This window comes from Metapseudomonas boanensis, from assembly GCF_018704125.1.
Lineage (GTDB): Bacteria > Pseudomonadota > Gammaproteobacteria > Pseudomonadales > Pseudomonadaceae > Metapseudomonas > Metapseudomonas boanensis.
On record NZ_JAGTIS010000006.1, the window covers coordinates 72,759 to 85,348 of the forward strand.

Genomic DNA, 12,590 nt, shown 5'->3' on the forward strand with positions numbered 1-12,590 from the left:
ACAAGCCGGGTTTGACCCCAAGGAGGCATCGGCAACACGTGAGCAGGAGCAAATTGCGGCGATAAAGAGCCTATGAAACTTCCGAATGGGTGCTTTCCGTCCGTCTGCCTTGTAGCGTGCTCGTCAGGGCTGCGAGCAGGGTTAAAACAGCTCCGACACCAAGACCGATCTGAGGCGCAGAGTCGGTTGGGAACAGGTTAAAGAGCAGCGTCATGATTATTGCACCAGCGGTTTGTCCAAGTAGTCGAGCGGTGCCCTGCATGCCTCCGGCAGCGCCACTTCGCTTTATCGGTGCCGATAGGAACATCTTGCGATTGTTGGCGATATTAAACAGGCCGAAACCGAGACCACACAGCATGGTGAATGGTACGAGCAGAAAGGGGATGCCCTTGAGCGGCCACAGTGAAGCGGCCCCTAGCCCGACCGCAAGACATAAGCCGCCTGCGGAGCAAAGCCAGGCTGTCGACCATCGGTCTGCAAGGCGGCCAGCGAGCGGAGCGACAATTGCAACGGTCAATGGCCAAGGAATCATATAGAGGCCGGCCATTAGAGGCTCTTGCCCAAGGCCGTTCTGCAGGTAAAAAGGTAGCGCCACCATGCCTGCGGTCTGTCCTGCAAAGCAACAAGTCGAGGCGATCACTGAAACGCAGAATGAATTGGATCTGAGCAAGTCAAGCGGGATCAGTGGTGCTTCCTTTGGCATTTCCCGCCTCACCAGCAGCATCAGTTGAATGGCTGATATGGCGAGCAGCGCGCCAGCCAGAAGGGGCCTGTCTGCCAAGAGCCCGGCAGCAATGACCAACGACGCAAAGGCTCCGGCATTCAACACGACGCTCAACAGATCTGTTCGGCGAGCAGTGCCCTCGACGTCAGCTAGCGCACTGGTAGACAGAAGCACCAACACCCCTAAGGGGAGGTGGGCAGCGAAGAGCCAAGGCCAGCTTGTCATTGAGAGTATCGCCGCGCCGATTGCCGGGCCGGCAGCTGATGACAGACCAACAGCAAGGGCATTCCAGCCGATAGCGGCCCCTAGCTGCCGATGCGGTACCTCGAGACGAAGCAGCGCAATCCCGAGTGCCATGACGGCCGCTCCCCCAAGCCCCTGCAGGAAACGGGCAGCGATAAGCCAAGACAGGGACGGCGCTAATGCGCAAAACAAGGTGGCGCCTGTAAACAGCGCAACTCCCCACCTGAATACCCGTCGATAACCAAGACTTTCCCCGAGCGCCGCACAAGGCAGCAAAGCCATCAGGAGGGCTGCCTGGTAAGCCGTGACGATCCAGATGGACATGGCAGGCGTCACTTGCAGCGATTCGGCGATCGTTGGTAGGGCGACGTTTGCTACCGCCGTGTTCAGCACCACTAGCACCATGGCAGCCAGCACGGAGCCGATAGCAATCGCATGCCTTGGCTCAGGCAGACCTGACAGCGCGTCAGCGGCATGCCCTGAAGGGCGTCGGACAGGCGATATCGATTCACACTTTTCGCCAGGGCGAATGGGCTCCGCAGGCAACCGGAGCTCCATGGTTTTAGCCAGGCGGGGGCTCACAGCCTCGCCCCTGGGATCCAGGCGCCGTCCTGCTCTACATACCTCGTCAGCCTATGGGCCTCTTTGTCCTCCTTCTTCAGATCCCGATCTGTAAAGCGGAATAACAGCGCAGGCCCTGAAATACAGCGTGTATCGTGAATGTCTCCGGGCAGGTACACCTGAGTCTGACCGGGGCGGACCAGAGTGGAGCCCCGCTTCACGAGTTTCACCCTGCCGTCCTGGTCCTCGATTCGGGCATAGGTCCCCATTTCGATCTCACCTTGCTGAACCGCATAGATGACCCATCCCCTGCCATGATCATGCGGTGGTCTGTAGAGCCCTTCAGGCTCAGTGTGCGCCAGCAGCACAAATCCATTAGTCGGATCTCTGTACATTTCCTGTTGAGCCAATGCTTCCAGGTGCAATGCCGCCAGCCACTGCTCCGTGAGCGGAGTCTTCAAGAGTTCATCCAGTTGCTGCTGGCAGCCTGCGACCACTTCAGAGCTTAGAGCTCCCCAAATTGACCTGACTCCGCCAACAAATTTTTCCAACGAATTCATACGTTCTTTCCCGATCCTGTTCGGTACGGATGTGCCGATGGATCGGACTGTAAGTAGTGTTTGGATATGGCGGAAGGCGCACCATTTGCACTTTATTGATGCGTTTGACGCTATGTCACCAGCAGGCTGAGCTAACATCAACGCATGCCGACTCCAGATTTCAATTTGCTCATTACTCTTGATGCAGTGCTCGCTGAGGGGAGTGTTGCTCGTGCAGCCAAACGCTTGCGGCTTAGCCCGTCGGCGATGAGCCGAGCACTTTCGCGATTGCGAGAGACAACTGGCGATCCACTTTTAGTCAGGGCGGGCAGGGGGCTCGTCCCCACCCCCAGAGCGATGGAGCTCCGTGACCGGGTCAGTCAACTCGTACGGGATGTGCAGGAGGTTTTGCGTCCCGCAGAAATACTCGACCTCAAACAACTCTCCAGGACGTTCACGCTAAGGACCAGCGAAGGCTTTGCAGAGTGCTTTGGGCCGGAGCTTATCGCGCGCATCGGGGAAGAGGCCCCTGGAGTGCGGCTGTGCTTTTTGCAGAAACCAGACAAAGACAGCAAGCCACTTCGCGATGGAGTTGTTGATCTGGAAACCGGTGTTGTAGAGCTGTCGACCGCTCCAGAGCTGCGGGGACAAGCGTTGTTCCGAGACAATTACATTGGCGTTGTGCGATCCGGGCATCCACTGAGCCGAGGGAAGATCACACCGGCGAAGTATGCTGCAGGCAAGCATATCTTCGTGTCGCGAGAGGGGGGCGACAAAGGTCCTATTGATGACGCGTTGCTGCCACTTGGATTGGAGCGAAAGATTGTCACGATCGTTGGCGGCTTTTCGACCGCTCTGGGTTTGGCTCGTGGATCCGACCTGATCGCCAGCGTTCCCGAACGCCATACTGCGAATTTGCGCCAGGGGATGTACAGCTTTCCGCTTCCAGTCCGTACTCCGGAGTTCACCGTTTCATTGCTTTGGCATCCGCGATTCAGTGCTGACCCAGCTCATCGATGGCTTCGAAACCTGGTTCTGGAAATTTGCGCAAGGAGTCATTGAAGGAGCTTGGTGGCTGCTCCTGGCCCATGAAGCGTTTTATCCAGGGAGAGCGTCAAGGCCAAAGCACGCTGCTTCCCGAGAGCCTGGTTGACTACGCAGCGGACACCAACCCGGTGCGGGTGGTCGATGTGTTCGTCGACGAACTCGACCTCGGCACGGTGGGTTTCGACGGTGTCGTCCCGGCGCAAACTGGCAGACCGGCCGACCACTCTGCCGACTTCCTGAAGATCTACATCTACGACTGTCTCCACCGCATCCAGTCCAGCCGCCGTCTTGAGCGAGAGGCCCAGCGCAAGGTCGAATTGATGTGGCTGACCGGACGTCGGATACCGGACTTCAAGACCATCGCCAATTTCCGCAAGGATAACGGCGAGGCAATCCGCGGCGTCTGTCGGCAGTTCGTAGGGCTGTGCCGGCAGCTGGCCTGTTCGCGGAAGCGCTTGTGGCCATCGATGGCAGCAAGTTCAAGGTGGTCAACAATCGTGACCGCAACTTCAACAGCGCCAAGCTGCAAAGGCGAATGGCGGAGATCGAGTCCAGCATCAATGGTTAGCTGACGGCGCTCGATACCGCAGATCGTCAGGAGCCTGCCGTTGCTCAGGTCAAAGCCGAACGCCTCCACGACAAGATCGGATCACGGCAAGCGCTCTACGGGAGTTGCCCATAAAGCCGTCGACAACCTGTCCATCACGCTCAATGGCGTTATCCAGAATCCACGCGTGCAGGATTTCTTCCGAACGGCGACGCTCTGCTCATCGGACTCGGATTCCCTGACTACTATGAATCCCATTGCCGAAACTTATTGGATAGGTCCGTGCCCGACAGCCCAGTCTGTATCGAGCGGTTGGATGAAGATAACGACAGGAGCGAACCATGTCAGACGAAGCAAAGTGCCCGTTCTCAGGCGGGGCTGGTAAACACACAGCGGCGGCAGGCCCTACGAACGCAGATTGGTGGCCCAATCAGCTGAACCTGAAGGTCTTGCATCAGCACTCCGCTCTGTCCAATCCCATGGGGGAGGCGTTCAATTACGCCGAGGAATTCAAGAGCCTCGACCTGGATGCCGTGATCAAGGATCTCCATGCGTTGATGACGGATTCGCAGGATTGGTGGCCCGCGGACTTTGGCCACTACGGCCCCTTGTTCATCCGCATGGCATGGCACAGTGCTGGCACGTACCGCGTCGGAGACGGTCGCGGTGGCGCGGGGACCGGGAACCAGCGCTTCGCTCCCCTCAACAGCTGGCCCGACAACGTCAACCTCGACAAGGCGCGCAGGCTGCTCTGGCCAATCAAGCAGAAATATGGCCGGAAGATTTCATGGGCCGACCTGATGATCCTCGCGGGCAACGTCGCCCTGGAATCGATGGGGTTCAAGACCTTCGGTTTCGGCGGTGGGCGGGAGGATATCTGGGAACCCGAAGAAGACATTTACTGGGGCGCCGAGAGCAAGTGGCTGGCAGACGAGCGCTACAGCGGCGACCGTCAGCTCGAGAGTCCTCTCGCCGCTGTGCAAATGGGCCTCATCTATGTGAATCCGGAAGGACCGAACGGCAACCCGGATCCGATCGCCGCGGCGCGGGATATCCGCGAGACCTTCGCTCGCATGGCGATGGACGATGAAGAAACGGTCGCGCTCATCGCTGGCGGTCACACCTTCGGCAAAACTCACGGTGCCGGCGATGTGACGGCGGTGGGTCCTGAGCCGGAAGCGGCCGGCATCGAGCAACAAGGCCTGGGCTGGATCAGCAGCTTTGCCACAGGCAAAGGGGGTGACACGATCTCCAGTGGCCTGGAGGTCACCTGGACTTCGACACCGACGAGGTGGAGCAACAACTACTTCTGGAACCTGTTCGGCTACGAATGGGAACTGACGAAGAGCCCTGCCGGTGCGCATCAATGGATACCGAAGCATGGCGCCGGCGCCGGCTCCATACCGGATGCCCACGACCCGTCCAAACGTCATGCACCCTCCATGCTGACCACGGACCTTTCCCTGCGCCTCGACCCTGCTTACGAGAAAATCGCACGGCGCTTCTTTGAAAACCCGGATCAGTTCGCCGACGCGTTCGCTCGGGCGTGGTTCAAACTGACGCACCGGGATATGGGGCCTGTGGCTCGTTATCTCGGTCCGCTTGTTCCGGCAGAACAACTGCTGTGGCAGGACCCGATTCCCGCGCTGGACCATGAGCTGATCGAGGAACAGGACATCGCTGTCCTGAAGGCCAAGATCCTCGCGGCGGGCCTTTCCATCTCCCAACTGGTCACGACGGCCTGGGCGTCTGCGGCAACCTTCCGTGGCAGCGACAAGCGCGGTGGGGCGAACGGCGCGCGTATTCGCCTGGCGCCACAGAAGGATTGGGAAGTCAACCAGCCGGCCGAACTGGCCAAGGTCCTGCCGAAGCTGGAAGCGATCCAGAAGGACTTCAATGGCTCGCAGTCCGGCGGCAAGAAGGTCTCGCTTGCTGACCTGATCGTGCTGGGCGGCTGCGCTGCCGTCGAGGCAGCGGCGAAGCAAGCCGGCCACGACGTGAAGGTTCCCTTCTCGCCGGGGCGCATGGATGCGTCGCAGGACCAGACCGATATGGCTGCAATGGCTGTGCTGGAGCCTATCGCAGATGGATTCCGCAACTACCTGCGCAAGGAACACAAGGAATGGGCGGCTGAGGTGCTGGTGGACAAAGCTCAGTTGCTGACCCTGACCGCGCCTGAAATGACAGTGCTGATCGGCGGTCTGCGCGCCCTGAATGCGAACTTCGAGCAGTCCGCACACGGCGTCTTCACCCAACGGCCGGAAACACTGACCAATGATTTCTTCGTGAATCTTCTCGACATGAGCACGAAGTGGGAGAAATCGGCGGCAGATGACGGGGTGCTGGAGGGGCGAGATCGGGCAACGGGTGCGCTCAAGTGGACGGGAACCGTCGTTGACCTGATCTTCGGTTCGAACTCCCAGCTCCGGGCCCTCGCTGAAGTCTACGCAAGCAGCGACTCACAGGACGTGTTCGTGCGTGACTTCGTGGCCGCCTGGGACAAGGTGATGAACCTTGATCGCTTCGACCTTGCGTGATCTCTGAGGCTAGACACAAAGGTTTATGCCTCTAAGCCGTGACCTGGTTTGGGATGACCCGAACCAGGCCACGGCTGCATGTGTTTCGCTGCAGTCCTTTCATACCACCTATCCCACGCCCATTACCCCGAGTGAACTCCCGCAGGTGGCCTGGTGTCTGTCTCCTGTCGGCTCATCAGGGGGGTGTATGGCCGTTTGCAACTTGGACGGCTGCGCTGTGCCCCCTTCACTCCGATCGCATTCCGGTCTGCAACAAATTGCCTGGCCGGCTTTTATCGCGCCCGTTTGCAGGGTTTCGCTCTAACGTCATGTGAAGATTGCCCAATGTCCCTATCCCGTCATTTCACCGCCTGTGTTTTCCCGCTTCAGACCCTCGCCCTCGGCGCCTGCCTGCTAGGGGGCCTGCTGGCGACCGGTGCCCCGGCGCAGGCCGAGGACACCGCCGGCAATGCGCGCTGGGTGAGCGATAGTCTGAACACCTATGTGCGCAGCGGTCCCACCGACGGCTACCGCATCGTCGGTACGCTCACCTCCGGGCAGAAGGTCGAGCTGTTGGGCACCCAGGGGGATTACAGTCAGGTGCGTGGCGAGAACGGCAACACCGTATGGATTCCCAGCCGCGATCTGCAGGAGATGCCCGGCCAGGCCGAGCGCCTGCCGCAGTTGGAACAGAAGGTCGCCGAGCTCAGTGCCGAGCTGGAAGGCATCAACGACACCTGGAAGACTCGCGTGCAGGGCATGCAGGAGACGCTGGATTCGCGCAAGGTGCTGATTGACGAGTTGCAGGCGGCGCGCACGACGCTGGACAGTAAGCTGAGCGAGGCCCGCTCCGAGGTGCGCGAGTTGGAGGCGCAGTTGGGCGAGGAGAATCAGCACGTGCTGATGCGCTACATGCTCTACGGCGGCGGCATCGCCGGTGCCGGGCTGTTCGCCGGGCTGCTCCTGCCGACTCTGCTGCGGGTGCGGCGCAAGCGTAATGACCAGTGGATCTGATGATCCTGGAATTCCTTTTCACCCTGATGGCGCAACGCCGATCGAGGGGACCGGGGCAGGCAGTGTGGTACCCCAAAGCCAAGCCAACCTGCTCGCTGATGCCTGCTCAAAAACTGACGCAAGTCAACGCCAGGCCAGATCCCAGATAAGGCGTCTGGGTTTTGTCATGAAATGAAAATGTGCTGTCGCCAAATGAGAGGTCGACAGCCCCACCCGTCCATAGATTCCTCCTCACGGCCTGCGCGGTGAGCCCCTGTCTGGTGGCTCACCCGGTCGGCGCAATGCCTGGCCGAACAACCTTCGCTCTGAGGAGAACAACAAGATGCGCGTAGAACAACTCACTTGCAGTATCGGCGCTGAACTAGTCGGCGTGAACCTCGCCGATGCCGTCCGCGACGACGGCCTGTTCAACGAGATCAAGGGACTGCTGCTGCGGCACAAGGTGCTGTTCCTGCGCGATCAGGACATTTCCCGTCCGGACCACGTGGCCTTCGCCCGACGCTTCGGCGAGCTGGAGGATCATCCGATGGCGCCGACTCACCCGGAGGCACCGGGCCTGGTGCAGATCTACAAGCGCCCCGACCAGCCGATCGACCGTTATGAAAACGCCTGGCACACCGACGGCACCTGGCGCGAGACCCCGGCGATGGGCTGCGTGCTGCGCTGCGTGGAGTGCCCGCCGGTGGGTGGCGACACCATGTGGGCAAACATGGCGCTGGCCTATGAAAACCTGCCGCAGGCGATCAAGCAGCGGATCGAAGACCTGCGCGCCAACCACAGCTTCGAGGCGTCCTTCGCCGCCGCTATGCCGCTGGACAAGCGCCAGGCGATGAAGGCCCAGTACCCCGATGCCGAGCATCCTGTGGTGCGCACGCATCCGGAAACCGGCGAGAAGGTCCTCTTCGTCAACGCCTTCACCACCCACTTCACCAACTACCACACCAAGGAGCGCGTGCGCTTTGGCCAGGACGCCAACCCCGGCGCCGCTGACCTGCTGCGCTACCTGGTGAGCCAGGCCTTCGTGCCCGAGTACCAGGTTCGTTGGCGCTGGAAGCCAAACAGCATCGCCATCTGGGACAACCGCAGCACCCAGCACTACGCGGTCATGGATTACCCATCCTGCCATCGCAAGATGGAGCGCGCGGCCATCGTCGGCGACAAGCCTTTTTAAACGTTCCGAACAGCACAACAAGCACAACACCGCTAATCCGAGGAGCACACCATGAACTTCATCGATGGTTCCCTGTTTGTCGAAAACATGCAGAAACTGGTCATCACTGCCGCCCCCTATGGCCCGGAATGGATGCCGTCCGACTTCCCGGAAGACATCCCGGTGAGCATGGAGGCGCAGATCCAGAAGGCAGTCGACTGCTACAACGCGGGTGCCACCGTGTTGCACGTCCATGTTCGCGAGGAGGACGGCAAGGGCTCCAAGCGGTTGTCCAAGTTCAACGAGCTGCTGGCCGGTATCCGCGAAGCCTGCCCGGGAATGATCCTGCAGGTCGGTGGCTCGATCTCCTTCGCCCCCGAGAGCGAGGGCGACGTCGCCAAGTGGCTGTCGGACGATACCCGTCACATGCTGGCTGAGCTGACACCGACCCCGGACCAGGTGACCATTGCCATCAACACCAACCAGATGAACGTCTGCGAGCAGATGACCGTTGCCGACATCCGCGGCACCTCGCTGGCAGACCCGGCGATGCTCAAGGCCTACCAGGAAATGACCATCCCGGCCGGCCCGGCCTGGGTCGAGGAGCACATCCGCCGCCTGTCCGCCAAGGGCATCCAGACCCACTTCCAGCTGGCCAACATCACCCAGCTCAATACCGTCGAGCGCATGATGCGCCGGGGTGTGTGCAATGTGCCGCTGATCCTCACCTGGGTAGCCATCGGCGGTGGCTTCGACTCGCCGAACCCCTACGACATGGCCAACTTCGTGCGCGCCTGCCCGGACGGTTCGGTGCTGACTCTCGAGACCAGCATGCGCCACGTGCTGCCGCTGAACATGATGGCCATCGCCCTCGGTCTGCACGTGCGCTGCGGCATCGAGGACAATATCTGGAACCAACGCCAGACCGCCAAGATCACTACCGTCGAGCAGATCGAGCAACTGGTGCGCATCTCCCGCGAATTCGGCCGCGAGGTCGCCAATGGCCAGGAGGCCCGTGAGATCTACAAGATCGGTACCTTCTACGAGAACGCCGATGAGACCTTGGCCAAGAACGGCTTCGCGCCGAACCGCAAGCCAGGACAGGTGGGCTTCACCCAGCACGCCTGATTCCCTCAGCGACCTGGGCTGAGACTGGCTGGCGATCGCCGGCGCTCGCGACAGGACCTGCACAGTGGTTTAGGTCTGCCACAGGCGCCGGCTTTTTACATGTGACCCCGCCGGGTGTATTTCCCGATGGCATTGGCAACTCGTTTTGTAAAGAATACCGCCACGCAAAACGGCGAGCCCTGAATGGGACCGTCGCAATCTGTTCCCTTCAGCGAGATTCTCATGCCTTCGATCGCCGATTTCTTACTTGCTCGCCAGCCCGGGCGCGAGACTCAACCATGAGCGGCGCCCCGGTCGAACTGGTGCAGACCGGCCCGGAACAGGCCGAGCTGATCCGCAATCTGTACCAGTTCTATGCCTACGAGTCCTCGGACTGGGAGCAGGAAGACGTGGAGGTGGACGGCCGCTATTACATCCACGAAGATCATCTGGCGCGCTATTGGCAGGATCCGGACTGGAGTGCTCATCTGATCCTCGTTGACGGCTTCATCGCCGGCTTTCTGCTGATCGAGCGCAGCGAGTTGCCAGGGCTCGACGCCCTGGAGCTGGCAGATTTGTTCATCCTGAAGAAGTACCGCCGACAGGGCATCGGCCGGGCTGTGGCCACGCAGGTGTTGATGGGCGGGGCGGATGCCTGGCTGGTGCGTTTCTACCGTCAGGATGAAACGGCCCTGGCGTTCTGGCGCACGGTGCTGGATGAACTGCCGCGGCCGGTGCAGGCCATCGAGCCGGATGACGATCCACAGCTGTTGAGTTTCATGGTGACACGGGCAACCCACTGAGCGGTTCAGGGTTGCCTGCGCTCGGCTCACCCAGGCGGATTGCATGCGTCCTGGCGGAAGCTGTGCGACAGGATCATTCAACTGTCATTTTCGATCATTGAGCCTGGGTGCTTCGGTTCGTATCGTTCGTGCTCACCAGAATGATCCGCGCCGCGATTCGCGCCGAGCGGGCCTCCACAAGAAGAACGATCGAGAGGAGCACCAATGTCCGAACTGAACCTGCATCCCCTGGCCGCCGCCTCGCTGCAGCGTTGGCACGACATGCTGAACCAGCGCGATCTTGCCGCGCTGCCCGAGCTTCTGGCTGCGAACGTGGTGTTTCGATCGCCCATGGCGCACACCCCTTATCCGGGGCCGGCAGTGGTCTCGACCATCCTCAATACGGTGATCGAAGTCTTCGTCGACTTCACTTATCACCGCCAGCTGGTCACGGCCGATGGCCTCAGTGTGGTGCTGGAGTTCAGCGCCCGGGTCGATGGGCGTGAATTGAAGGGCATCGACATGATCCGTTTCGATGAGGATGGAAAGATCGTCGAGTTCGAGGTGATGGTCCGCCCCATGAGCGGCCTGCAGGCCCTTGGCCAGGAGATGGGCCAGCGCCTGGGCGCTTACCTGGCCGCAACCAAGGCTTAGGGCAGAGGAGGGATGCGGCTCGCTGTGAATGACGGGAGACGCCGCGAAGCATTCAGCCAGAAGCGTCCCATCTACCGAAAAGTTTTATCGAAACGGTCAGCATTTAGCATTGCCCCCAGTCGATGCCGTTACAGCTCAAGCCCAAGTGATGCCCATGACAGTCGAAAGCGGACATGGGCATGGGGAAGTGCTGGTGAGGGTAGGGATCTGAATCGGCGACGACATCGTCCGGCCGGTTGCGGACCTTGTAAGAGAGGGACGTTACTCGCCAGCGCCCCAATACACATAACGCTCCTTCCTGTCGCAAGCACTCCAGTTGCGCTTGCCCGCTCTTTCCCTCATTTCTCTCCGGCGCCAGTCACGGTCAATCTGGTGGCCGGGGTTGACGACCCGAACATACTGGCGCGAGTGCGCTGCAAGGTGCATGAGGAAAAGGCGGCCGCTTCTTGCTGGCCGCCATCAGTCCAGGCGCGGCGTCGCGTCGGGAAATGGAAGTGGCGATTGCGGCACTGTCCGGAAGTCTCAACTGTGACAAGCTGTTTACGTGGGTGCCGGCCTACGGACCGATATCCGAGTATCAGCAAGGGGATTGTCGATTCGTACCCTAAGTGCCCGTGAGTCGAGACATGAGAACCTCCTTCGAGAGCGTTTTGAAGAGCAAGAACCTGGCGCATCTGGACAAGGCCAGTCGCGCAGGGTTGACGACACCGGTACGTCGAGTGTCTTTCATCCTGCGCGAGCATTTCTCGATGATGGCGTTCACCGGCGCGGTAGATGCCCTGGTCACTGCCAACCTCATGAGTTCGACGCCGGTGTTCGAGGTTCAGGTAGTCGGGGCAGACAGTCTGGTCGTGAGCGACCTGGGGATTTCTATTTCCACCGATTGCTCCCTGGCCGAACTGGACGAAAAGCATCAGGACATCATTGTTGTGTGCGGCGGTTATCGCGTCCGCCTGGAAGGTGAGCCTTTGCTGCGCGCCAAGCTGCGCTCGGCTGATGCGGCGGGCACAGTGCTGGGCGGCCTGTGGAATGGCGCCTACTTCCTGGCCGAGGCTGGGTTGCTGGATGGTCATGACTGCGCATTTCACCCCGATGGTCGGGCGATGATGTCCGAGCTCTTCCCCAAGGTAAATGTGACCAACCACTCTCATGTGCTCGACCGTAAACGGATCAGTTGCGCCGGCGCGAACAGTTCGTTGGGCATGATGCTGGAGGTGGTGCGCCACAGCGCCGGTCAGGAGCTGCTGAGTGCCGTGGAGGAGGTGCTGAGCTGCGACAAGAAGCAAGACATCATCGATGTTTCAGTCGTATCGATCGACTTCGATCCGACCTTGCCGCAAAGCCTCAAGCTCGCACTGGAGCTGATGCACAGCAATATTGAGGATCCTATCGGGATAGACGACATCGCTCGTTACGTGGGTATTTCCAGGCGGCACCTGGAACGCCTGTTCCGACGTCACGTCAAGGCGACGCCTCCGCGCTATTACCTGGAATTGCGACTGACGCATGCACGCCAATTGCTGCAGCACACCAACAAATCCCTGATCGAAATAGCCGTGGCGAGCGGATTCGTTACCCTCCCGCATTTTCAGCGCTGCTTCCGCGAAATGTTCGATATTGCCCCTGGCATGTTCCGCAAGCGCAGCCATTTCAAGGTCTGACAACTCCGTAGTTGGAAAGGTGAATCGCCGGCGTTCCGCCTTCAA

General features: G+C 60.3%; 10 protein-coding genes and 1 pseudogene. 9 read left to right on the plus strand and 2 right to left on the minus strand.

The features are described from left to right. Positions 1 to 70: 70 nt before the first annotated feature. Both J7302_RS12970 and J7302_RS12975 read right to left on the minus strand, forming a co-directional pair. Positions 71 to 1,549 carry an MFS transporter gene (locus J7302_RS12970; protein ID WP_215375009.1) on the minus strand — a complete coding sequence of 493 codons (1,479 nt, stop codon included), beginning with the start codon at positions 1,547 to 1,549 and terminating at the stop codon, positions 71 to 73. After that, positions 1,546 to 2,088, minus strand: a complete 543-nt coding sequence (locus tag J7302_RS12975; protein WP_215375012.1) for a cupin domain-containing protein — start codon at positions 2,086 to 2,088, stop codon at positions 1,546 to 1,548. The genes J7302_RS12970 and J7302_RS12975 overlap by 4 nt, the downstream gene beginning before the upstream one ends. A gap of 144 nt (positions 2,089 to 2,232) precedes the next feature. Between J7302_RS12975 and J7302_RS12980 the strand changes: the two genes are divergently transcribed. From J7302_RS12980 to J7302_RS13020, 9 genes and pseudogenes are all read left to right on the plus strand, one after another. Further along, positions 2,233 to 3,129, plus strand: coding sequence for a LysR family transcriptional regulator (locus J7302_RS12980; RefSeq protein WP_215375016.1), 897 nt, complete (start codon positions 2,233 to 2,235; stop codon positions 3,127 to 3,129). A gap of 26 nt (positions 3,130 to 3,155) precedes the next feature. After that, positions 3,156 to 3,766 (plus strand): annotated as a pseudogene (locus J7302_RS12985) (transposase); the annotation flags it as partial. A 236-nt stretch (positions 3,767 to 4,002) separates the two neighbouring features. Continuing rightward, on the plus strand, positions 4,003 to 6,198 hold the full coding sequence (katG, locus tag J7302_RS12990) for a catalase/peroxidase HPI (protein ID WP_215375020.1): 2,196 nt from the start codon (positions 4,003 to 4,005) through the stop codon (positions 6,196 to 6,198). 324 nt (positions 6,199 to 6,522) lie between these two features. Continuing rightward, positions 6,523 to 7,191, plus strand: a complete 669-nt coding sequence (locus tag J7302_RS12995) for a TIGR04211 family SH3 domain-containing protein (RefSeq protein ID WP_215375023.1) — start codon at positions 6,523 to 6,525, stop codon at positions 7,189 to 7,191. A gap of 322 nt (positions 7,192 to 7,513) precedes the next feature. Continuing rightward, complete coding sequence (locus tag J7302_RS13000; protein WP_215375026.1) at positions 7,514 to 8,362, plus strand: TauD/TfdA dioxygenase family protein; 849 nt, start codon at positions 7,514 to 7,516, stop codon at positions 8,360 to 8,362. A gap of 51 nt (positions 8,363 to 8,413) precedes the next feature. After that, positions 8,414 to 9,469 (plus strand): BKACE family enzyme, encoded by a 1,056-nt coding sequence (locus J7302_RS13005; protein WP_215375029.1) that lies wholly within the window; start codon positions 8,414 to 8,416, stop codon positions 9,467 to 9,469. A 278-nt stretch (positions 9,470 to 9,747) separates the two neighbouring features. After that, positions 9,748 to 10,251 carry a GNAT family N-acetyltransferase gene (locus J7302_RS13010; RefSeq protein WP_215375032.1) on the plus strand — a complete coding sequence of 168 codons (504 nt, stop codon included), beginning with the start codon at positions 9,748 to 9,750 and terminating at the stop codon, positions 10,249 to 10,251. 204 nt (positions 10,252 to 10,455) lie between these two features. Then, complete coding sequence (locus tag J7302_RS13015; protein ID WP_215375038.1) at positions 10,456 to 10,884, plus strand: nuclear transport factor 2 family protein; 429 nt, start codon at positions 10,456 to 10,458, stop codon at positions 10,882 to 10,884. A 626-nt stretch (positions 10,885 to 11,510) separates the two neighbouring features. Continuing rightward, positions 11,511 to 12,545 (plus strand): GlxA family transcriptional regulator, encoded by a 1,035-nt coding sequence (locus J7302_RS13020; RefSeq protein ID WP_215375044.1) that lies wholly within the window; start codon positions 11,511 to 11,513, stop codon positions 12,543 to 12,545. Positions 12,546 to 12,590 lie beyond the last annotated feature (45 nt).